We start from the raw sequence: 21450 nt of genomic DNA, 5'->3' as shown, positions 1-21450 counted from the left end.
CGAGCCACCGGCGTTGATACGTGATTTCATCGACCGGTGCTTTGAGTCAGACGTTCGGCTGGCGGCGTGGGGTGGGGTGGGGTGGGGGGGTGCGTCGCGGGGGCGCGTTGCGAGCGTCCTTGCCAAGGAACGATTCTAGCCCCGGTGAATTCTCTTTCGGTCGACGTCGGGGCGGGGTGCGCCTCCCGGGGTCTGTTGTGATGCTGCATCATGGAGTTTGCGTCGTGTCCTGGTCCGCCCGGTTTTCGCCGCCAATTCCTCTGCCCAAGGGCGGCGAACTGGCGACTCTGCAGGACGCGCGCGTCTTCCTGATCCGATTGCCCCGACATGAATGCAATTCCCCGCGCTGGCAAGCCGCGCTCGCCGCGGTGTTGATGGTCGGAAATGATGGTGGCCCGACGGTTTCGCCCGCATCGGAATGATCCATGCGTTACGTTCGCGTGGAGCCGGAATCTGACTCGGGGTTCGTTGCTGGCCTGTTCGCGGCGGGATCGGACAATTTGAACCAACATTGTCTCAAGTCGTGTTGTGGTCGCAAAGGTGACCGAAGCGGTCCGGCAGCGTTCCCGCGGGGACGAGGCCTCCCGTCGTGCCGCGGAGGGCGTCATGCTCCGCCGCTCACCCGACCGCCGGCAGCTTGTCGATCAGCTTGTCGAGCGTGACCGGATAGTCGCGCACCCGCACCCCGGTGGCGTTGTAGACCGCGTTGGCGACCGCCGCCGCCACCCCGCAAATCCCGAGTTCGGCGATGCCCTTGGCCTTCATCGGCGACGACATCGGATCGGTCTCGTCGAGGAAGACCACCTCCTGATGCGGAATGTCGCCGTGCACCGGCACTTCGTAGCCGGCGAGATCGTGGTTGACGAAGAAGCCGCGGCGCTTGTCGACGACCAACTCCTCCATCAGCGCGGCGCCGACGCCCATCGTCATCGCGCCGATCACCTGGCTGCGCGCGGTCTTCGGATTGAGAATCCGGCCGGCGGCGCACACCGCGAGCATGCGCCGGACCCGGATCTCGGCGGTTGCGGCGTCGACGCCGACTTCGACGAAATGCGCGCCGAACGTCGACTGCTGATACTTCTTGTCGAGGTCGCCATACTCGATGCCGTCCTCGGCGCTGAGCGCGCCGTCGCGCGCAGCGTCGGCCAGCGCAACGCCGCGCGCCCCCGTGCGCACCTCGCCGTCGGTGAACGCCGCCTCGGCGGAATTGACGCCGAGCTTCTGCGCGATCATCTCGCGCAGCTTGATGCAGGCGGCGTAGACTCCGGCGGTGGAATTGTTGCCGCCCCATTGCCCGCCCGATCCGGCGGACACCGGGAACGCGGAGTCGCCGAGCAGAACCACCACTTTGTCGATCGGCACCCCCATCATCTCGGCGGCGGTCTGCGCGATGATGGTGTAGCTGCCGGTGCCGATGTCGGTCATGTCGGTCTCGACGACGATGCGGCCGTCCTGCTCGAGCCGCACGCGGGCCGCGGATTTGGTCAGCTGATTGTTGCGGAACGCCGCGGCGACGCCGAGCCCGACCAGCCAGCGACCGTCGCGCACTTCGCCCGGCTTCGGATTGCGCTTGGCCCAGCCGAAGCGATCGCGGCCGGTCTGGAAACACTGGACCAGCTGCCGCTGCGAAAACGGCAACTCGCTCTTGCTTGCCGATCCGACCGTCTGCGATTCCTTCGAAGCCTCCTTGGCGTTGTCCGGCACCACCTGGGTGTCGTTGAGAATCCGAAACTCGATCGGGTCCATCGCCAGCTTCTCGGCGATCTCGTCGACCGCGATCTCCAGCGCCATCATTCCGCTCGCCTCGCCGGGCGCGCGCATTGCGTTGCCCTCCGGCAGATCGAGCACGGCGAGCCGCGTCGCGGTCATGCGGTTGGCGCCGGCGTAAAGTTGGCGGGTCTGGCTGACCGCGCCGTCCGGCTTGCCGCCGGGCAGATCGCCGGACCAGCTCTCATGGCCGATCGCGGTGATCTTGCCGTCCTTGTCGGCGCCGATGCGGATGCGCTGCACCGTCGCCGGGCGATGCGTGGTGTTGTTGAACACCAGCGCGCGCTGCAGGGTCAATTTCACCGGCCGGCCCGCCGCGCGGGCGCCGAGCGCCGCGAGGATCGCGTCGGTGCGCACGAACAGCTTGGAGCCGAAGCCGCCGCCGATATATTCCGAGACCAGGCGGACGTTCTCCTTCGGCATCTTCAGAGTCTTGGCGACCTCGCCGACGCCCCAGGCGATCATCTGGTTGGAAGTCCACAGCGTCAGTCTGTCGCCGTCCCAGACCGCGGTGGTGGCGTGCGGCTCCATCATGGCGTGCGACTCGTCCGGCGTGGAGTACATCTGCTCGAGCTGCACCGGAGCGGCGGCGAACGCCGTGGCGAAATCGCCCACCGCGCTGTCGGCCGGCCCGCCGAGCACTTTCGCAGGCTTGGCATCCGCCATTCCGGCGCGCAGGTCGAAGCTGCCGCCGTCGTCCTGATAGTCGACCCGGATCAATTGCGCGGCCGCGCGCGCCTGCTCGAAGCTCTCGGCCACCACCACCGCGATGGCTTGGTGATAATGCTCGATCTCCGGGCCGCCGAGCAGCTTGGCGGTGTTGTTCTTGCCCTTGTCGAGCGCGCCGGCGTTGTCGGCTGTGACGATCGCCAGCACGCCCGGCGCCGATTTTGCGGCGGCGAGGTCGAAGCTCTTGATGCGTCCCTTGGCGATCGCAGCGCCCAGCACATGGCCATAGGCGGGGTTCGGCACCACGTCGTGGCGCTCATAGGAATAGCGCGCGGTCCCGGTGGTCTTGAAGCGGCCGTCGATGCGATCGAGCGGCTTGCCGATCACCTTGAGCTGATCGATCGGATTGGTGGTTGCCGGCGTGTCGAACTTCATGGTTCAGCCTTTCGCTTCGGCCAGCACGGCGCCGAGCGTGCGCTCGACCAGCGGCCGCTTGTATGCGTTCTGTTCGGTCGGCATGGCCTCGGCCAGCAGTTGCTCGGCGACCGCCTTGGCGCCGCGCGGCATCGCCGCCTCCGCCGCCTCGACGCGCCACGGCTTGTGCGCCACGCCGCCGAGCGCGACGCGCCCGGTGCCGTCGCGCTGCACGATGGCGGCGACCGAGATCAGCGCAAACGCAAACGACGCGCGGTCCCGCACCTTGCGATAGATGTGCTTGCCGCCGACCGGCTTCGGCAGCGTCACCGCGGTGATCAGCTCGCCGCGCTGCAAGGTCGTCTCGATCTGCGGTGTATCGCCGGGGAGGCGGTGGAAGTCGGCGATCGCAATGCGCCGTTCCGCGCCGGCGCCGTTCACCGTCTGGACGGTCGCGTCGAGCAGCCGCATCGCCACCGCCATGTCGCTCGGGTGCGTCGCGATGCAGGCGTCGCTCGTGCCGACAATGCCGAGCTGCCGGCTGAAGCCGTGCAGCGCGCTGCAGCCGCTGCCGGGCAGGCGTTTGTTGCAAGGCTGGTTGGTGTCGTAGAAATAAGGGCAGCGCGTCCGCTGCAACAAATTTCCGGCGGTGGTGGACTGATTGCGCAATTGCCCGTTGGCGCCGGCCAGCAGCGCGCGCGACAGCACGGCGTAGTCGCGCCGCACCCGCTGATCGGCGGCGAGATCGCTGTTGCGCACCAGCGCGCCGATCCGCAATCCACCGTCGGACGAAGCTTCGATCTTGTCGAGCCCGAGCCGATTGACGTCGATCAGATGCGTCGGGGTTTCGATCTGCAGCTTCATCAGATCGAGGAGGTTAGTGCCGCCGGCGACAAATTTCGCGCCGTCGACGCGGGCGGCGGCCGCGGCCGCTTCCGCGGGCGTATTTGGACGCTCGAAACTGAACGGCTTCATGCCGGGCTCCCTGCGACTTCGGTGATGGCTTCTGCAATGTTGGAATAGGCGCCGCAGCGGCAGATGTTTCCGCTCATCCGCTCGCGTAGCTCGGCGTTGGTCAGTTGCGGTGTTGCTTCCAGATCGGCGGTGACGTGGCTCGGCATGCCGGCCTTGATCTCGTCCAGCATGGCGACCGCCGAGCAGATCTGACCGGGCGTGCAATAGCCGCACTGATAGCCGTCATGCTTGACGAAGGCGGCCTGCATCGGGTGCATGTTGTCTGGCGTGCCGAGGCCTTCGATGGTGGTGATGGCGTCGCCCTGATGCATGACGGCGAGGCTGAGGCAGGACGCGATCCTGCGGCCTTCGACGATCACCGTGCAGGCGCCGCACTGTCCTTGATCGCAGCCTTTCTTCGATCCCGTCAGATGCAGATGCTCGCGCAGCGCGTCGAGCAGGGTGGTCCGCGTATCGAGATTGAGATCGTGCGCCGCCCCGTTGACCGTGAACGAGACCTTGGCGAGCGACGGCGTACCCGCTGCGAGCGCGACGGCACCACCGCTGACGCCGGCATCCTGGGCACTGGCCGTGTTGGGCGCGTTTCCAAGCGCCAACGTGGCGGCGGTTCCCATTAACATGTCGCGTCGAGATAGCTTGAGGTCACCGAATGTCGGCATGAATCTGGTTCCGTCCGCTGCGAGATGGCAGCGTGATTAACGTCGGCGACCAGAAACGTTCCGCAGCGCCGGGGACGGGCTCCATGCAAAAGTGCGAGAGCGTCACGAACTGCAGCGCAGCATCGGCATCGCTTGTCGCCCCCCGCCGCCCCGCATTGTTACACAACCTTGGTGACGCGCCGGATCGCGCTGGCTATGCTGCGGCGCCGCGCGGCGCAGGCCGCCGGCGTCCCGTCCCGTGTTTCCGGAGTTTGCCTTGCAGCGTTTGACAGATCCCACCCGCGCCGATCGGGCGACGCCCGTTGTCTCCACGGCAGCGGAGCGCGCCCGTGGCTGAGACCATCGCCGACCTCGTCGCCGAGCATCGCGCCGGCACCACCACGCCCGCCGAGACCGTGGCGCGCAGCTATGCGCGGATTCGCGAGCGCAACGACCCTTCGATCTTCATCAGCCTGCGCGACGAAGCCGAGGCGATCGCCGAAGCCCAAGCGCTGAGCGGCAAGGACGCCGCCGCGCTGCCGCTCTACGGCATCCCGGTGGCCATCAAGGACAATATCGACGTCGCCGGCCTGCCGACCACCGCGGCCTGCCCGGCCTTTGCGTTTCAGCCGGCGCGCGACGCCACCGTGGTGGCGAAATTGCGCGCCGCCGGCGCCATCGTGATCGGCAAGACCAATCTCGATCAGTTCGCCACGGGTCTGGTCGGCGTCCGCTCGCCTTACGGCGTGCCGAAGAACGCGATGCGCGACGATCTGGTGCCGGGCGGCTCGTCCTCAGGCTCCGCGGTCGCGGTGTCCGCTGGCCTGGTGCCGCTGTCGCTCGGCACCGACACCGCGGGCTCGGGCCGGGTGCCGGCGATGCTCAACAACATCGTCGGGCTGAAGCCGAGCCTGGGCCTGATCTCCACCGCCGGCGTGCTGCCGGCCTGCCGCACGCTGGATTGCGTGTCGATCTTCGCGCTCACCGTCGACGATGCCGCGATCGCCTTGCAGGCGCTGGCCGGCTACGACGAGGCCGACGCCTATTCGCGCAAGTTGCCGTTGTCGGCGCCGGGCCCGCTGGCCGCGCCGCTGCGGCTCGGCGTGCCGCGCGCGGACCAGTTGCAATTCTTCGGCGACGCGCAGTCGGAACGCGACTATCAGGCGGCGCTGCAGCGCTTCGTCGCGCTGGGCTGCACGCCGGTCGAATTCGATCTCGCGCCGTTCGACGAGACCGCCAAGCTGCTCTACGACGGGCCGTGGGTCGCCGAGCGCTATCTGGTGATCCGCGAGTTGCTGAAGAGCAACCCCGATGCGGTGCATCCGGTGACCCGCGGCATCATCGAGGCCGGCGCGCACGTCACTGGCGCCGACACCTTCGCGGCGTTGTATCGGCTGCAGGCGTTGCGCCAGCGCAGCGCGCGTGTCTTCGAGAGCATCGACGCCATGCTGCTGCCGACCGCGCCGACCGCCTACACGGTGGCCGAACTCGCGGCCGATCCGGTGACGCTGAACAGCCGGCTCGGCGTCTACACCAACTTCGTCAACCTGCTCGATCTGTGCGGCCTCGCCGTGCCGTCGACGATCCGCGACGACGGCATCCCGTTCGGCGTCACGCTGCTGGCGCCGGCCGGGCACGATGCGCGGCTCGCCAGCCTCGGCCGGCTGTTCCACGCCGACACGCAACTAACCATGGGTGCCTCGGGTCTGCCGCAGCCGCCGTTGGCCGCGATCGAGCCGCAGCTCGGCGCCGACGAGATCGCGCTGGTGGTGGTCGGCGCGCATCTGTCGGGCATGGCGCTGAACGGCGAATTGCAGGCGCTGAATGCGCGGCTGTTGCGCGTCACCGAGACCGCGCCGGACTATCAGCTCTATGCGCTGCCGGGCTCGGTGCCGCCGAAGCCGGGGATGCTGCGGGTCGAAGCCGGCAGTGGTGCGGCGATCAAGGTGGAGGTCTGGGCGCTGTCGCAGGCGGCGTTCGGCCGCTTCGTCGCGGCGATCCCGCGGCCGTTGTCGATCGGCAGCGTGCGGCTCGCCGACGGCTCGCTGGCCAAGGGCTTCCTGGTCGAGCCGATCGCCGTCACCGGCGCGCTCGACATCTCGCACTACGGCGGCTGGCGCGCCTTCATCGCCGCGACGGTGTAGGTGTTCCTCATGGTGAGGAGCGCGCTCTTTCTTGGCGCGCGTCTCGAACCATGGGGAACGCGCGGCGGAGGATCGTATTCGTCGCCTCATCCTTCGAGACGCCCGGCTTCGCTCTTCGAGCGACGCCGGGCTCCTCAGGATGAGGAGCGCAACAACACGCGTGCAACTACACGTGCGCCGCCCCCAGCTACACGTGCTGGCCGCCGTTGATGTGGATCTCGGCGCCGTTCACGTAGGACGAGGTCTCGGTGCACAGCACGTAGATGATCTTCGCCACTTCGTCGGGAGTGCCGAGCCGGCGCAGCGGGATGTCTTCCTCGACGATCTTCTCGGTGCCCGGCGACAGGATCGCGGTGTCGATCTCGCCCGGCGCGATCGAATTGACGCGGACGCCGATCCGGCCGAAATCCGAGGCCATCTCGCGGGTCAGCGAGGCCAGCGCCGCCTTCGAGGTCGCGTAGGCGGCGCCCGCAAACGGGTGCACCCGAGAACCGGCGATCGAGGTGACATTGACCACCGAGCCCTTCGCGGCCTTCAGTTCCTCGATCAGCCCGCGCGCCATCATGATCGGCGCGAAGAAATTGACGTGGAAGACGCGCTCCCAGGTATCCATTTCGGTGTCGATCGAGCCGAGCCGGCGGCCGCCGGCGGCCTTCGGCGAGATCGCGGCGTTGTTGACCAGCGCATGAAGCTGTCCGCCGTCGAGCCGCTCGCGGATTTCGGCGATGCCGCGCAGCGTATCGGCGCGGTCGCCGAGGTCGATCTGGATGTGGTCTTCCGGACCGGCGCCCCACGGGCACTCTTCGGGAAACGGATGCCGCGAGCAGGTGATGACGCGCCAGCCGGCGCTGGAAAACCGGATCACGGTGGCGTGGCCGATGCCGCGGCTGGCGCCGGTGAGCAGCAAGGTGCGGCGCGGCGCGTTGCTGTCGGCGAGCGCTGTCGCCGGCCTAGCTTTCGGAGTCTCGGGGCTCATGGGTACAGCCTTGTCTTGGTCCAGGGATGGGCCGGGGTGTCCCGGCGAAATTCGATGCGGTCGTGCAGCCGGAACGGCCGGTCGTGCCAGAATTCGAAGCGGATCGGGGTGATCCGCCAGCCGCTCCAGCCCGGCGGCCGCGGCACCTCGCCGATCAGGTGCTTGGCGGCGACGCCGGCGATCGCCTGTTCGAAGGCGAAGCGGCTCTCCAACGGCTGCGATTGCTTGCTGGCCCAGGCGCCGATCTGCGATTGCTTCGACCGCGTGGCGAAATAGGCGTCGGCTTCGGCGTCGCTGACCGGCGTGACGCTGCCGCGCACCCGCACCTGCCGGCGCAGCGATTTCCAGTGAAACAACAGCGCCGCCTTGGGGTTGCCGGCGATCTCGCGGCCCTTCTGGCTGGCCTTGTGGCTGTAGAACACGAAGCCGTGGGAATCGTAGCCCTTCATCAGCACCATGCGGACGTCGGGCAGCCCGTCGGCGTCGACGGTCGCCAGAGCCATCGCGTTGGGGTCGTTCGGCTCGGACCCCGACGCTTCGGCAAACCATTCGGCAAACAGCGCAAATGGTTCTTCGGCGGCGGTGAAATCACCGGACGTTAACCCGCTTGGGTGTTTGATGGAGGTTGTATCGCTCATGCGAGGAGTTCCGAGTTGTTCTTCACTGCGGCCAATCAGGCGCTGTGCCCCCGGTCGGGGTCTGTCCTATATAGGATACGCCGACGCATTGGCCTATCGGCGATCGGACCGCCGGCAATGCTGCTAACAACGATTCTAATCGGGGTCGGCGCCGGCGGCTGCAGCCTGTCGCGCAACGACGCCGCCTATGCGCAGATGGGCGGGGCCTCGGACGTGACCGGCTCGATCGGCGCATTGACCCACTCGGCGAATAACAACGACGCGCCGAGCGACGCCGATCTGGCGCTGGCCCGCAACGCCGCCTCCGACGTGTTGACCAAGGGCGACAAGGATTCCAGCCAGCCCTGGGAAAATCCCTTGACCGGGGCGCGCGGCTCGGTGACGCCGCTGGCCTCGGTGTATTCCACTGACGGCCGCTCCTGCCGGGATTTTCTCGCGAGCTATGTCAAGGACCGCAGCGAAAGCTGGCTGCAGGGCTCCGGCTGCCGCACCGCCTCCGGGCAATGGGAAATTCACACCCTGAAGCCGTGGCGAAAGGGCTGAGGGCGCCGCCATCGGCGCCGAATCCAGTTGCAAAAATGACACGAAGACCCCAGATGAAGGGCAGCTGGGGCTCCAACCCCGATTCTTTTGCCAGGTTCTAGAATTCCTCGAAGGAGACGAGACGGATGCGCGACCCCTATGAGGTCCTGGGGGTGCAGCGGGATGCCAGCGCTGCGGCCATCAAGAGCGCCTATCGCAAACTCGCCAAGAAGCATCACCCGGACAACAACAACAACGACCCGAAATCCGCGGCGCGGTTTTCCGAGGTCAATTCCGCCAACGAAATCCTCGGCGACGAGGTCAAGCGCAAGCAGTTCGACCGCGGCGAGATCGACGCCGAGGGCAAGCCGCGCTTCCAGGGCTTCCCCGGCGGCGGTGGCCGTGCGCGCGGCGCGTCGTCCGGCGGCGGCTTCGAGCAGTTCAATTTCCGCGGCGGACCCGGTGGCCCGGGCGGCCCCGGCGGCTTCGGCGGTGGCGGCGGCGGTTTCGAGGACATCCTCAACAGCATGTTCGGCGGCGCGGCCGGCGGACGTGGCGCGCGCGGCGGCCAGGCGTTTGATTTCGACACCGGCGGATTGGCGGCCGATCTCGACCTCACCGTGTCGATGACGGTGTCGCTGGAAGACTCGGTCAAAGGCGTCGAAAAGCGGGTGCGGCTGCCGTCCGGCAAGGAGCTCAACGTCAAGGTGCCGGCCGGCGTCACCTCGGGTCAGCAGATCCGGCTGAAGGGCCAGGGCGAAAGCGCCCCCGGCCATCGCCCCGGCGACCTGTTGATCACGGTCTCGATCGCCAGCCATCCGTTCTTCAAGGTCGACGGCAACGATTTGCGCGTCGATCTGCCGATCACGCTGTATGAAGCGGTGCTCGGCGGCAAGGTGCGGGTGCCGACGCTGACCGGCGCGATCGAATTGTCGCTGCCGAAGAACACCTCGAGCGGGCGGATCTTCCGGCTCAAGGGCAAGGGCATTCCGAAAGCCGGCGGCGCCGCCGGCGATCTGTTCGTCACCACCAGGATCGTGCTGCCGGACGGCCACGACGCCGAGCTGGAAGCCTTGATGGAAAAATGGCGGGATCATCGCCCCTACCATCCGCGCAGCGATTTAGGCTGAGGCGCGAAGGCCCACGCCACGGTGGCCGACCGGGCGGTTGCTCATCAATGACGCCTCGTGTCCCGGACGCGAGCAGCGTTCTTACGCTGCTCCGCGAGCCGGGACCGTTCCAAGCGCCGCGTTCCGTAACGGCCCCGGTTCTGCAGCGCACCACGCCGCAAGGGCGGCGTAGTGCGCCGCGTCCGCGGCACGCTCTCCGTCGTTTGCACTGCCGGCAGTGCCCCGAAAAAAGGTTACGGCCTCGGCCGGGGGATCAGCGCGTCACCCCGGCCAAGACCGCGTGCGGTCGACCGGCGGATCGAGCGCATGGCTATTCTGTTTCCGGCGCGGCCCGCGATGTTGAGCCAAATCAAGGTCGGGGCGGGCCGTTAGAAGAAGTTAAGCGTCGTTAACCCACCAAAGGTTGGGTCGGTGCTCCCCTGCGCGCCGATGCTGCTCCGGCGAACCGCTGACCTGGCCGGCCGCTCCACCGACTTTCTACCTCGGATTACCGCCATCTGCGGCGCCAGCCCGTCAGGCTAAACACCACGACGAAGAGCCTACTCCCCGAACGCCCCAGAGCCGCGAATCCCGGGATTTTGCGGCAGTTTTGGGCTGTACCGGCCTCTTTCGCTGGTGTACCTCCACACCCGGCTAGAGCAGGGGGGCGTTCCGCGGAGCGGTCGTCCTGCTCTAGATTCTTGTTTGCGCATGATGTTTTCCCGACAACCGGATCAACTTCGGTCATGCGCCAGGCGATCGGAGACGGAATGGCTGACTTTACAGGCTTGATGCAGGGCAAGCGCGGCGTGGTGCTCGGCGTGGCCAATAATCGTTCGATCGCCTGGGGAATTGCCAAGGCCTGCCGCGCCCAGGGCGCGGAGATCGCCCTGACCTGGCAAGGCGACGCGCTGAAGAAGCGGGTCGAGCCGCTGGCCGCCGAGCTCGGCGGCATCCTGCTCGGGCATTGCGACGTCACCGATGCGTCGACCATCGACGCGGCGTTCGAGGTGCTGAAAGAGAAGTGGGGCAAGATCGATTTCGTGGTGCACGCCATCGCGTTCGCCGACAAGGACGAGCTCGACGGCCGCTACGTCGACACCACCGCGGAGAATTTCTCCAAGTCGATGCTGATCTCCTGCTACTCGCTGACTGCGATCGCGCAGCGCGCCGAGAAGCTGATGACCGACGGCGGCTCGATCCTGACGCTGACCTATTACGGCGCCGAGAAGTGGATGCCGCATTATAATGTGATGGGCGTGGCGAAAGCCGCGCTGGAGGCCAGCGTGCGCTATCTCGCCGCCGACCTCGGCGAGAAGAACATCCGCGTCAACGCCATTTCGGCCGGGCCGATCAAGACGCTGGCGGCGTCGGGGATCGGCGACTTCCGCTACATTCTGAAATGGAACGAATACAATTCGCCGATGCGCCGCACCGTCACCATCGACGAGGTCGGCGACAGCGCCGTCTATCTGTTGTCGGGGATGTCGCGCGGCGTCACCGGCGAAGTGCATCACGTCGATTCCGGCTACCACGTGGTCGGCATGAAGCGTCCCGACGCGCCGGATATTTCGCTGGCGAGCAAGGACTGACGTCACCCAACCGTCGCCCTTCGAGACGCGGCTGCGCCGCTCCTCAGGGTGACGGCTCATTCGAAACCGAGCCTTTTAGAAATGCCGACCATCTACTACGTCCGCCACGGCGAAACCGACTGGAACGCCACCGGCCGCTTCCAGGGCACCCAGGACATTCCGCTCAACGACATCGGCCGCACCCAGGCCGCCACCGCCGGACGGATGCTCGGCGATCTATTGGGCCGCGAGCAGCGCACGCCTGCGGCGTTGTCGTTCGTGGCGAGCCCGCTCGGCCGCGCCCGGCTCACCATGGAGCTGCTGCGCGGCGCGCTGCAGCTGGCGCCGGCGGACTACGCGGTCGACGATCGGCTGCGCGAAATCTGCTACGGCGACTGGGAAGGCTTCACGCTGCCGCAGATGGAAAAGTCCGATCCGCAGATCTACGCGGCACGGCTCGCCGACCGCTGGAGCGTGGCGCCGCTCGGCGGCGAGAGCTACGAAAGCCGGCTGCCCTTGGTCGCCGATTGGGCGCAATCGCTCGAAGCCGACACCGTGGTGGTCGGCCATGTCGGCACCGCGCGCACCCTGATGGTCGCGCTCGGCCTCGCCACCCCGGCGCTGGCGATCGAAGGCCCGATCGTGCAAGGCGCGGTCTACGTCTTCCGCGACGGCGGGCTGGAGATTTATAGCTGAGGCGGCGGCGGGGCGTTAGGCCTCGCGCAGCCAATCCGACCCCGTCGTTTGACCCATCTGGCGCCGCGCGTTACGACAACCGCCGACTGCAAAACTCGGCACGCAACGCCCCTCCCGCGACCAGGCGCCTCAAAATGTCGTTCAACACCTTCGGCCACATGTTTCGCGTCACCACCTTCGGCGAGAGCCATGGCGTGGCGATCGGCTGCGTGGTCGACGGCTGCCCGCCCTTGATCGCGCTGACCGAGGCCGACATCCAGCGCGACCTCGACCGCCGGCGGCCCGGCCAGTCGCGCTTCACCACGCAGCGCCAGGAAGCCGACCAGGTGAAGATCCTGTCCGGCGTGATGGCGCATCCCAAGACCGGCGAGCAGGTCACCACCGGCGCGCCGATCGCGCTCCTGATCGAGAACACCGACCAGCGCTCCAAAGACTATTCCGAGATCAAGGACAAGTACCGCCCCGGCCACGCCGACTTCACCTATGAGGCGAAATACGGCATCCGCGACTATCGCGGCGGCGGCCGGTCCTCGGCGCGCGAGACCGCGACCCGCGTCGCCGCCGGCGCGATCGCCCGCAAGGTGGTGCCGGGCATCAATGTGCGCGCCGCGCTGGTGCAGATGGGGCCGCACGCCATCGATCGCGGCAAATGGGATTGGGACGAGGTCGGCAACAACCCGTTCTTCTGCCCGGATAAGGACAAGGCGAAATTCTTCGAGGACTATCTCGACGGCATCCGCAAGCAAGGCTCCTCGATCGGCGCGGTGATCGAAGTGGTCGCGGACGGCGTGCCGGCGGGCTTCGGCGCGCCGATCTACGGCAAGCTCGACAGCGACATCGCAGCGGCGCTGATGAGCATCAACGCGGTGAAGGGCGTCGAGATCGGCGACGGCTTCGCCACCGCCGCACTCACCGGCGAGGAGAATGCCGACGAGATGCGCGCCAGCAATCACGGCCCGCTGTTCCTGTCGAACCACGCCGGCGGCATCTTGGGCGGCATCTCCACCGGGCAGCCGGTGGTGGCGCGGTTTGCGGTGAAGCCCACGTCCTCAATTCTGGCGCCGCGCAAGACCGTGGACCGCGACGGCCACGACACCGACATTCTCACCAAGGGCCGCCACGACCCCTGCGTCGGCATCCGCGCGGTGCCGGTGGCCGAGGCGATGGTGGCCTGCGTGCTGGCCGATCACCTGATCCGCCACCGCGGCCAGATCGGTTAGTCCCGGCGTCGCGCTGCCGTTTTTGCTAACAAGTACAAAGTCGCCATCCTGAAGAGCCGGCGAAGCGCGGTGCACAGCCGGCATCTTGAGGATGCGGCTCGAAGCCGTCTGCGGCCCATCCTTCGCGGCGAAACCGGGCGCGCGCCGTGCCACAGAAAGCTGGCTCGCTAACCGGATTGTGAACGGGAACTGGAGTTTGCCGGCTTTCGCATTTTCCGCGCCGTGTCACCATCGCGGTCTGGCGCGGCATCGCGTCCGACGACGACGGAGGTCCGCGCATGCGCTTCGGTGTCTCGATCGCGACGGCGCTGATCGCATCCGCGCTGATGTCCGGCGATGTCGCGGGCGTCGCAGCACCCGCCGCGCCCGCCGCCGGCGACAAGCCGGTCGACGTCGAACTGGTGCTGGCGCTCGACGTCTCCTATTCGATGGACCTCGACGAACTGGCGCTGCAGCGCGAGGGCTATGCCGAGGCGATCGTATCGAAGGAATTCCTGCAGGCGCTGAAGTCCGGCCCGACCGGCAAGGTCGCGGTGACGATGTTCGAATGGGCGGCGTCCACAGATCAGAAGGTGATCATTCCCTGGGTGGTGATCGACGGCCCGGAATCCGCCGACGCGGTCGCCGCCGAAATTTTGAAATCGTCGATCCGGCGGGCTTCGCGCACCTCGATCTCCGGCGCGATCGCTTTCGCGATTCCGCTGCTCGAGGAAAATCCCTATCACGGGCTGCGCCGGGTGATCGACATTTCCGGCGACGGTCCCAACAACAACGGCATGCCGGTGACCATGGCGCGCGACGCCGCGCTGGAGAAGGGCATCGTCATCAACGGCCTGCCGATCATGGTGAAGGAGCCGTCCTACTCGACGATGGATATCGACAACCTCGATTACTACTACGAGGATTGCGTGATCGGCGGGCCGGGCTCGTTCGTCGTCACCATCAAGAACCGCGACAAGTTCAAGGAGGCGATCCACACCAAGCTGGTGATGGAGGTCGCCGGCCGGGTGCCGGAACGCCGCGTGGTGCCGGTCGCCGATACGCCCGCCGAGCCGCGGGTGTCGTGCATGGTCGGCGAGCGGATCTGGCAGGACAGGTGGGGACGGTGAGGGGACTTCTAAGCGCGCAACTACGCGCGCAACAAGTACAACGCCGTCATCCTGAGGAGCCCGGCTGCGCTCGAAGAGCGAAGCCGGGCGTCTCGAAGGATGCGGCTACGAGCACTCGCGGCCCATCCTTCGAGGCCCTCGCGTTGCTCGGGCGCCTCAGGATGACGGAGTTATTGGAGTTGCTTCAGCAAGAGCAAAGAGGCGCCCCAGCAATGCTGGTATCAACGCAGTACAGCCCCGCCGCCTACTTCTTCGAAAACTTCGCCACCAATTCGACATGCGGCGTATGGCGGAACTGATCGACCGGGGTCACCGCGCCGATCTTATAACCGCCGTCGATCAGAATCCGCGCGTCGCGCGCGAAGGTCGCGGCGTTGCACGACACCGCCACCACGGTCGGCACTTTGCCGGCGGCAAGTTTCTCGGCCTGCGCCTGCGCGCCCTGCCGCGGCGGATCGAACACCACGGCGTCGACGTCGCGTAGTTCCTGCGTCACCAGCGGCCGGCGGAACAGGTCGCGCACCTCCGCCACCAACGGCTTCAGCCCCGGCGTTTTGGCGGCGGCCTGCAACGCCGCGATCGCCGGCGCTTCGCTGTCATAGGCCGCGACCTTGGCTTTCGCGGCGAGCCGCAGCGCGAACGGGCCGACGCCGCAGAACAGGTCGACGATGTTTTTCGCCTTGCCGCAGCGCTCGATCGCAAGCTGCGCCAGCGTCGCCTCGCCGGCCGCTGTGGCTTGCAGGAAGGCGCCGGGCGGCAGCGTCAGATGCGCCTGGCCGATGCTGATCAAAGGCGGCGTGCGCATCAGCACCAATTCGCCGTGCCGGGTCAGCCGCGCCAGTTTGTGCTCTTCGGCGAGCCGCGACAGCTTAGCGATCAGCTTCGACGGCAGCGCTCCTGAGCCGCGGATATCGACGTCGAGCCCGTTGTCGGCGGCGGTGACCTGGATGTCGAGCGGCTTGCCGGTCTCGGCCAGCGCTTCGGCCAAGGCCCACGCCGCCTGCAGCGCGCCGTCGAGCCCCGGATCAAGGATCGGACAGGCGTCGATCGGCACGATGTCGTGGCTGCCCGCCGCGGTGAAGCCGACTTTCAGCACCTCGTGGGTGCCCTTGCGGGCGTGCAGCGTGATGCGGCGGCGGCCGGCGCCGTGGGCGTCGATCAAGGGCGCCACCTCGCAGTCGATCTTGGCCTGCGCCAGCGCCGCGATCACCAATTGCCGCTTCCAGGCCTGATAGGGCGCGGGCTGCCAATGCTGGATGGCGCAGCCGCCGCACACCCCGAAATGCTTGCAGAACGGCGCGATCCGCTCGGCGCTCGGCTGATCCACGCGCAGCAGCACCCGGCGATCCGGATGGCCGGCGACGGCGTCGACTTCGACGGTCTCGCCGCCCAGCGCATAGGGCACGAACACCGCTTCGCCGCCGCGGCTGGTCACCCCGTCGCCGCGATGCCCGACATGGTCGATGATCAGCGTTTCCGTCATGGCCTGCGATAGCCCGCAGCCGGCAGCGCGTAAAGCCGCAATCAGAGCGCGGTCAAGTTGCGCGGTGGCAGCGTCAGCCGGTGGAAGCGCCACACCAACAGCCCGGCATAGATCGTGAGCCCGAGCGACAGCCCGCTCCAGACCCCGGCGGGGCCGAAGCCTGCGTTGAAGCCGAGCAGATAGCTGCAGGGAAATCCGATCGCCCAGAACCCGAACGCGGCAAACATCAGCGGGATCCTGGTGTCGTTACGGCCGCGCAAGGCGCCGTTGGCGACCACCTGCAGGCCGTCGACGATGAAGAAGCTGATCCCCACCACCAGCAGCGACGCGGTGATCTGCGCGGTCTCGTCGGCGGCAATGCCGTCGCCAAGAAACAGCTGCGGGATCTGGGTTCGGGTCAGCGCCACCAAGAGCGTCATCGTGATCATGAAGATCAGCCCGATCCCCATCGCCACGAAGCCGGCGCGGCGCGCGCCGGCCGGATCGTTGCGGCCGACCGCATGGCCGACTCGCACCGTGGCGGCGAGCGAAATGCCGAGCGGCACCATGAACAGGATGGCGGCGATCTGCAGCGCGATCTGATGCGCCGCGAGCGCGCTGGTGCCGATCCGGCCCATCAACAGCGCGGCGGCGCCGAATACGCCGTATTCCAGCGCCGAGGCGCCGGAGATCGGCAGCCCGAGCGCCAACAGCCGCCGCAACAACGGCCAATGCGGCCGAAAGAACTGCGCCAGCACGCGATATTTGCGGAACGGCTGGCAGGCGTAGCACACCAAGAGCGCGACGCCGCACATCGCCACCGACACGATGGTGGTGGCGAGCCCGGCGCCGAAAATTTCCAGCCGCGGCAGCCCCAGCGCGCCGTGGATCAGCGCGTAGGCGAGGGCGGCATTCAGCGGCACCGCCGCCAGCATGATCCACAGCGCCGGCGCCGGGCGGTTGACCGCGCCCATGAAGCCGCGCAGCGCGATGAAGATCCACGACGGCACCAGCGACCAGGCCAGGCCGTCGAGATAGCGGCCGGCGAGCTGCGCGGTGACGGGCTGCTGGCCGAGCCAAAGCAGCAATTGCTCGCCATAGAGCTGGCCGAGCGTCAGCGGCACCCCGGCGCACAGCGCCGCCCAGATCCCGACCCGCAGCGAGGCGCGGACCTGGCGCGGCGCGCGGGCGCCAAAACCCTGCGCCGCCAACGGCGCCACCGCCGACACCAGCCCGATACCCAGCATAAAAGCGATGAACAGCACCGTATGGGCCAGCGCCGCCGCCGCCACCGCGGCATCGCCGAGCCGGCCGATCAGCGCCAGATCGGTGGTCATCATCGCGACCTGGCCGAGCTGGGTCAGCGCCATCGGCGCGGCCAGCCACAGCGTCTCGCCGATCTCGAGCCGCCACGCAGACGAACGCGCCGGCGCGGGGGCGCCGGCGGCGAGGGTGAAGTCAGGGGATGTCATGGCGCGCACCCTAGCGGAAGTTGCGGCGGCACGATGTCCCATTCGCGCGACGGTTGGTCGCGCTCAACACAAATACAGCCGTCATCCCGGGGCACGAGCTGCGTGAGCGGCGAGTGAGCCCGGGATCCATACGCCGCAGCATCTCATGCTGGGCAAGAGGGGCGACGGTCGGGCCCTATCATCGAGGACAGGGGTTATGGATTCCGGGCTCGTTCGCCGCTTGCGCGGCTCGCGCCCCGGAATGACGACTGCATTGGGGTTAGATGCTGCGCCCCCAAAGGTGAATGCTCTAGCCCCGCCGCGCGCCGAGAAAAAACTCGATATTGCCGTCGCCGCCGGCGATCGCCGAGGGGAACACCGCGATCTCGGTGCAGCCGAGCGAGGTGGCATAGCCGGCGATGTCGTCGCACACCGCGCGGTGCAGCGCATCGTCCTTGACGATGCCGCGCTTGTTGTGCCCGCTCTTCAGTTCGAATTGCGGTTTGATCAGCGCCAACAGCCACATCGGCGACGCCGCCAATTCCAGCGCCGCCGGCAGCACCGCCTTCAGCGAGATGAAGCTGGCGTCGATCACCACCACATCGGGCCGCGCCGGCAGCCGCGTGCCTTTGAGGCTGCGGATATCGGTGCCTTCCATCGAGACGATTTGCGGGTGGCCCTGCAGCGAGGCGTGCAGCTGGCCGTGGCCGACGTCGACCGCAAACACCAGGCTGGCGCCGTTCAGCAACAGCACCTCGGTGAAGCCGCCGGTGGAGGCGCCAACGTCGAGGCAGACGTGGCCTTCGATTTCGATCGGGTACTTCTCCAGCGCGCCGGCGAGCTTGACGCCGCCCCGCGACACGTAAGGGTGCGCCGGCTCGGCCTGCAGTGCTGCGTCGGCGGCGATGCCCTCCGAGGCTTTGCCGACCTGCTTGCCGTTGGCGAACACCAATCCGGCTTCGATCGCGGCCTGCGCGCGGGCGCGGCTTTCGAACAGCCCGCGCTCGACCAGCAGCACATCGGCGCGCTTTTTGCGCGGCGCCCCGCCGCCGTCGGAGGGAGGCGCGGTCATCGTGGCGCCTGCGCCTGCACCAGCCGCGTTGCAGCCAGTCGCACGCAGGCCTCGAAGGCGGCGAGGTCGTGCCACAGATCGTCGGGCGCCTGCTGCGGCGTCACCAGCGCGCAACCATGCAGATCCAGCGCGTGCGCGATCATCAGATTGTCGGCGAGGCCGAAGTCTTCCACCACATGGCCGTGGGCATCGTGCAACACGCCATCGCGCGCCGTCACTTCGCCCCGCGCGGCGATGCGCCGCGGGTAGGGCAACGGATCGTTGCAATAGCCGAGGCAGAGCTTGCCACGCCCGGCCATGAAGCCGAGCTCATAGACCGTGCCGGCGTCGGCGCTGGGGCCGCGAAACGGCGTGAGGTTGGCGATGATCGCGCTGGCCTTGATCATCATCGCCTCGTTGGCGCGGAAGATCTCGAGCGACAGCTCCGGCGTCGCGGCGTCGAACGCGTTGTCGAGCGGATAGAGCCCGGTCAGGCCATGGCGGGCGCAGATCGCCTGCTTGCGCCTGCCGATCTCGATGGCGTCCGGCAGGAACACGTCGGGACCGGCGAGATAGATCAACATGGGGAGTCATCCGGGCGAGCTGCGTCGCTCGCGATCATAGCACGGCACGCAACGCCGCCTCGCAACACCCACGCCGTCATGCTGAGGTGCCCGAGCGCAGCGAGGGCCTCGAAGCATGGGCCGCGGGCACACGCGGCCGCATCCTTCGAGGCTCGCCCAAGCGGGCGAGCGCCTCGAAGCATGGGCCGCGGGCACACGCGGCCGCATCCTTCGAGGCTCGCCCAAGCGGGCGAGCGCCTCAGGATGACGGCGCAGGGAGTGCGGCGTCGCCGCGGTCAGCCCTGAACCCAAGCTCGGCTTACGCCAGCTTCACGGTCTCGGTCTTGGCGTCCTTGCCGAGCGCCTCGAACACCTTGGCGACGATGCCCTTGGCGTCGAGGCCGGCGCGGCCGTACATCGCGGTCGGGGTATCGTGGTCCATGAACTCGTCGGGCAGCACCATCGCGCGCATCCGCACCTCGCCGTCGAGCATGCCGTGCTCGGCCAGCGTCTGCATCACATGGCTGCCGAAGCCGCCGATCGAGCCTTCCTCGATGGTCAAGAGCACCTCGTGGTCGCGGGCGAGCTTCAGCACCAATTCGACGTCGAGCGGCTTCATGAAGCGGGCATCGGCGATGGTGGTGGAGAGGCCCAGCGTGGCCAGTTCGTCGGCGGCCTTTTCGCATTCGGCGAGACGGGTGCCGAACGACAGCAGCGCCACCTTGTTGCCCTGGCGGACCACGCGGCCCTTGCCGATCTCCAGCGGAATGCCGACTTCCGGCATCTCGACGCCGCGGCCTTCGCCGCGCGGATAGCGCACCGCGCTCGGCTTGTCGTTGATCGCCACCTGGGTCGCCACCATGTGGACCAGCTCGGCCTCGTCGGAGGCGGCCATGATCACGAAGTTCGGCAGGCAGCCGAGATAGGCGTTGTCGAACGAACCCGCATGGGTGGCACCGTCGGCGCCGACCAGCCCGGCGCGGTCGATCGCGAAGCGCACCGGCAGGCTCTGGATCGCGACGTCGTGCACCACCTGGTCATAGCCGCGCTGCAGGAAGGTCGAATAGATCGCGCAGAACGGCTTGTAGCCCTCGGCGGCGAGGCCCGCCGCGAAGGTCACGGCGTGCTGTTCGGCGATGCCGACGTCGAAGGTGCGGGTCGGGAACGCCTTCTCGAAGATGTCGATGCCGGTGCCGGACGGCATCGCCGCGGTGATGCCGACGATCTTGTCGTCCTTTTGGGCTTCCTTGACCAGGCTCTGGCCGAACACGTTCTGATACGACGGCGCGTTGGATTTCGCCTTGGCCTGGGCGCCGGTGGCGATGTCGAACTTCACCACCGCGTGATACTTGTCGGAGGCGGCCTCGGCCGGGGCGTAGCCCTTGCCCTTTTGGGTGACGACATGGATCAGGAACGGGCCGGTCTCGGCGTCGCGGACGTTCTGCAGGATCGGCAGCAGGTGGTCGAGGTTATGACCGTCGACCGGGCCGACGTAATAGAAGCCGAGTTCCTCGAACAGCGTGCCGCCGCCCATCATGAAGCCGCGGGAATATTCCTCGGCGCGCGCGGCGCGGTCGGCGATCAGCTTCGGCAGGTGCTTGCCGATCTGCTTGCCGGCCTCGCGCAGCGTCCGGTAGGTCTTGCCGGAGTACAGCCGCGACAGATAGGCCGACATCGCGCCGACCGGGGGCGCGATCGACATGTTGTTGTCGTTGAGGATCACGATCAGCCGGGAATTCATCGCGCCGGCGTTGTTCATCGCCTCATAGGCCATGCCGGCGGAGATCGAGCCGTCGCCGATCACCGCGATCACGTTGTTCTTGCCGCCGGCGAGGTCGCGCGCCACCGCCATGCCGAGGCCGGCGGAGATCGAGGTCGAGGAGTGTGCGGCGCCGAACGGATCGTAGTCGCTCTCGGTGCGCTTGGTGAAGCCGGACAGCCCGCCCGGGGTGCGCAGGGTGCGGATGCGGTCGCGCCGTCCGGTCAGGATCTTGTGCGGATAGGCCTGATGCCCGACGTCCCAGATCAGCCGGTCGCGCGGGGTGTCGAACACGTAATGGATCGCGGTGGTCAATTCGACCACGCCGAGGCCGGCGCCGAAATGTCCACCGGTGACCGACACGGCCTCGATGGTTTCCAGACGCAATTCGTCGGCCACTTGTCGCACCTGGTCAATGCGGAGCTTGCGCAGGTCGGCGGGGGTGCGAATGGTGTCGAGGAGCGGCGTTTTACTGAATTCGGACACGGCGATATTCCAGTCTCAATAAGGGGGACGTGACGCCCCGGTGACGAATGGTCGGCAAGGGTGCTGCAACAGCGGCGCTGTCACGGCGTCTGCTCGGCAAGAGCCACCCAAACCGGCCCCTTAGCGAAAGAGAACCCCGATCGAAGCCTACAAGTCTGACCCGCCGCGGCTGTGAACATCACATTGGCGGCGGCATTCTTTCACACGGCGATCATAATCGCTGCCGCCTT

The 21450-nt window shown here is 67.6% G+C and carries 18 protein-coding genes; 8 read left to right on the top strand and 10 right to left on the bottom strand.

What is annotated here, in order from left to right:
• The first annotated feature begins 224 nt into the window (after positions 1-224).
• Positions 225-422, top strand: a complete 198-nt coding sequence (locus HNR60_RS18010) for a hypothetical protein (protein ID WP_184260144.1) — start codon at positions 225-227, stop codon at positions 420-422.
• 196 nt (positions 423-618) lie between these two features.
• Here the strand turns inward: HNR60_RS18010 and paoC are convergent, their stop codons facing one another.
• Genes paoC through paoA form a run of 3 tightly spaced genes read right to left on the bottom strand, consistent with a single transcriptional unit; the run spans position 619 to position 4439 of the window.
• The gene (gene paoC, locus HNR60_RS18005) at positions 619-2871 is read right to left on the bottom strand and encodes an aldehyde oxidoreductase molybdenum-binding subunit PaoC (RefSeq protein ID WP_184260142.1); all 2253 of its coding nucleotides are present in this window, start codon (positions 2869-2871) and stop codon (positions 619-621) included.
• A gap of 3 nt (positions 2872-2874) precedes the next feature.
• Positions 2875-3825, bottom strand: coding sequence for an FAD binding domain-containing protein (locus HNR60_RS18000; RefSeq protein ID WP_184260140.1), 951 nt, complete (start codon positions 3823-3825; stop codon positions 2875-2877).
• Positions 3822-4439 carry an aldehyde dehydrogenase iron-sulfur subunit PaoA gene (gene paoA, locus HNR60_RS17995; RefSeq protein WP_430694981.1) on the bottom strand — a complete coding sequence of 206 codons (618 nt, stop codon included), beginning with the start codon at positions 4437-4439 and terminating at the stop codon, positions 3822-3824. Before paoA ends, HNR60_RS18000 begins: the two co-directional genes overlap by 4 nt.
• Positions 4440-4813: 374 nt before the next feature.
• Here paoA and atzF point away from each other — a divergent pair, with 374 nt between their 5' ends.
• Complete coding sequence (atzF, locus tag HNR60_RS17990) at positions 4814-6607, top strand: allophanate hydrolase (protein ID WP_184260135.1); 1794 nt, start codon at positions 4814-4816, stop codon at positions 6605-6607.
• Between the two features lie 187 nt (positions 6608-6794).
• On the opposite strand, the gene HNR60_RS17985 is transcribed toward atzF, so the two are convergent.
• Positions 6795-7583 carry an SDR family NAD(P)-dependent oxidoreductase gene (locus HNR60_RS17985; RefSeq protein WP_184260132.1) on the bottom strand — a complete coding sequence of 263 codons (789 nt, stop codon included), beginning with the start codon at positions 7581-7583 and terminating at the stop codon, positions 6795-6797.
• Positions 7580-8221 (bottom strand): pyridoxamine 5'-phosphate oxidase, encoded by a 642-nt coding sequence (gene pdxH, locus HNR60_RS17980; RefSeq protein WP_184260130.1) that lies wholly within the window; start codon positions 8219-8221, stop codon positions 7580-7582. Before pdxH ends, HNR60_RS17985 begins: the two co-directional genes overlap by 4 nt.
• Before the next feature lie 15 nt (positions 8222-8236).
• On the opposite strand from pdxH, the gene HNR60_RS17975 reads away from it, so the two are divergent.
• The 6 genes from HNR60_RS17975 (at position 8237) to HNR60_RS17950 (ending at position 14448) form a co-directional block, all read left to right on the top strand.
• Complete coding sequence (locus HNR60_RS17975) at positions 8237-8764, top strand: RT0821/Lpp0805 family surface protein (protein WP_430694979.1); 528 nt, start codon at positions 8237-8239, stop codon at positions 8762-8764.
• 125 nt (positions 8765-8889) lie between these two features.
• Positions 8890-9873, top strand: a complete 984-nt coding sequence (locus HNR60_RS17970; RefSeq protein WP_184260125.1) for a DnaJ C-terminal domain-containing protein — start codon at positions 8890-8892, stop codon at positions 9871-9873.
• A gap of 749 nt (positions 9874-10622) precedes the next feature.
• Positions 10623-11444 (top strand): enoyl-ACP reductase FabI, encoded by an 822-nt coding sequence (gene fabI, locus HNR60_RS17965; RefSeq protein ID WP_184260122.1) that lies wholly within the window; start codon positions 10623-10625, stop codon positions 11442-11444.
• An 81-nt stretch (positions 11445-11525) separates the two neighbouring features.
• Entirely contained in the window at positions 11526-12119 is a 594-nt protein-coding gene (locus HNR60_RS17960) for a histidine phosphatase family protein (RefSeq protein WP_184260118.1), read from the top strand.
• Positions 12120-12253: 134 nt separating this feature from the next.
• Positions 12254-13339, top strand: a complete 1086-nt coding sequence (aroC, locus tag HNR60_RS17955) for a chorismate synthase (protein ID WP_184260115.1) — start codon at positions 12254-12256, stop codon at positions 13337-13339.
• 278 nt (positions 13340-13617) lie between these two features.
• The gene (locus HNR60_RS17950; protein ID WP_184260099.1) at positions 13618-14448 is read left to right on the top strand and encodes a DUF1194 domain-containing protein; all 831 of its coding nucleotides are present in this window, start codon (positions 13618-13620) and stop codon (positions 14446-14448) included.
• Between the two features lie 244 nt (positions 14449-14692).
• On the opposite strand, the gene HNR60_RS17945 is transcribed toward HNR60_RS17950, so the two are convergent.
• The 5 genes from HNR60_RS17945 to dxs all read right to left on the bottom strand — a co-directional run bounded on the left by HNR60_RS17945 (position 14693) and on the right by dxs (position 21220).
• The gene (locus HNR60_RS17945) at positions 14693-15931 is read right to left on the bottom strand and encodes a class I SAM-dependent RNA methyltransferase (protein WP_184260096.1); all 1239 of its coding nucleotides are present in this window, start codon (positions 15929-15931) and stop codon (positions 14693-14695) included.
• Between the two features lie 41 nt (positions 15932-15972).
• Positions 15973-17382, bottom strand: coding sequence for an MATE family efflux transporter (locus HNR60_RS17940; protein ID WP_184260093.1), 1410 nt, complete (start codon positions 17380-17382; stop codon positions 15973-15975).
• A gap of 289 nt (positions 17383-17671) precedes the next feature.
• Positions 17672-18433 (bottom strand): TlyA family RNA methyltransferase, encoded by a 762-nt coding sequence (locus tag HNR60_RS17935; protein ID WP_184260090.1) that lies wholly within the window; start codon positions 18431-18433, stop codon positions 17672-17674.
• Positions 18430-18996 (bottom strand): nucleoside 2-deoxyribosyltransferase, encoded by a 567-nt coding sequence (locus HNR60_RS17930; RefSeq protein WP_184260087.1) that lies wholly within the window; start codon positions 18994-18996, stop codon positions 18430-18432. The genes HNR60_RS17935 and HNR60_RS17930 overlap by 4 nt, the downstream gene beginning before the upstream one ends.
• A 298-nt stretch (positions 18997-19294) precedes the next feature.
• The gene (gene dxs, locus HNR60_RS17925; protein WP_184260084.1) at positions 19295-21220 is read right to left on the bottom strand and encodes a 1-deoxy-D-xylulose-5-phosphate synthase; all 1926 of its coding nucleotides are present in this window, start codon (positions 21218-21220) and stop codon (positions 19295-19297) included.
• Positions 21221-21450 lie beyond the last annotated feature (230 nt).

It is taken from the genome of Rhodopseudomonas rhenobacensis (genome assembly GCF_014203125.1).
GTDB lineage: Bacteria > Pseudomonadota > Alphaproteobacteria > Rhizobiales > Xanthobacteraceae > Rhodopseudomonas_A > Rhodopseudomonas_A rhenobacensis.
This window is presented reverse-complemented; position numbering and strand designations above follow the sequence as displayed.

Excerpts from the sequence above, each read along its gene's own strand:
- HNR60_RS17945 (WP_184260096.1), bottom strand. The coding sequence starts at position 15,931 with ATGACGGAAACGCTGATCATCGACCATGTCGGGCATCGCGGCGACGGG.
- HNR60_RS17940 (WP_184260093.1), bottom strand. The coding sequence starts at position 17,382 with ATGACATCCCCTGACTTCACCCTCGCCGCCGGCGCCCCCGCGCCGGCG.
- HNR60_RS17960 (WP_184260118.1), top strand. The coding sequence starts at position 11,526 with ATGCCGACCATCTACTACGTCCGCCACGGCGAAACCGACTGGAACGCC.
- HNR60_RS17950 (WP_184260099.1), top strand. The coding sequence starts at position 13,618 with ATGCGCTTCGGTGTCTCGATCGCGACGGCGCTGATCGCATCCGCGCTG.
- HNR60_RS17935 (WP_184260090.1), bottom strand. The coding sequence starts at position 18,433 with ATGACCGCGCCTCCCTCCGACGGCGGCGGGGCGCCGCGCAAAAAGCGC.
- HNR60_RS17930 (WP_184260087.1), bottom strand. The coding sequence starts at position 18,996 with ATGTTGATCTATCTCGCCGGTCCCGACGTGTTCCTGCCGGACGCCATC.
- paoC (WP_184260142.1), bottom strand. The coding sequence starts at position 2,871 with ATGAAGTTCGACACGCCGGCAACCACCAATCCGATCGATCAGCTCAAG.
- fabI (WP_184260122.1), top strand. The coding sequence starts at position 10,623 with ATGGCTGACTTTACAGGCTTGATGCAGGGCAAGCGCGGCGTGGTGCTC.
- paoA (WP_430694981.1), bottom strand. The coding sequence starts at position 4,439 with ATGGGAACCGCCGCCACGTTGGCGCTTGGAAACGCGCCCAACACGGCC.
- HNR60_RS17970 (WP_184260125.1), top strand. The coding sequence starts at position 8,890 with ATGCGCGACCCCTATGAGGTCCTGGGGGTGCAGCGGGATGCCAGCGCT.
- HNR60_RS18000 (WP_184260140.1), bottom strand. The coding sequence starts at position 3,825 with ATGAAGCCGTTCAGTTTCGAGCGTCCAAATACGCCCGCGGAAGCGGCC.
- pdxH (WP_184260130.1), bottom strand. The coding sequence starts at position 8,221 with ATGAGCGATACAACCTCCATCAAACACCCAAGCGGGTTAACGTCCGGT.
- HNR60_RS17985 (WP_184260132.1), bottom strand. The coding sequence starts at position 7,583 with ATGAGCCCCGAGACTCCGAAAGCTAGGCCGGCGACAGCGCTCGCCGAC.
- aroC (WP_184260115.1), top strand. The coding sequence starts at position 12,254 with ATGTCGTTCAACACCTTCGGCCACATGTTTCGCGTCACCACCTTCGGC.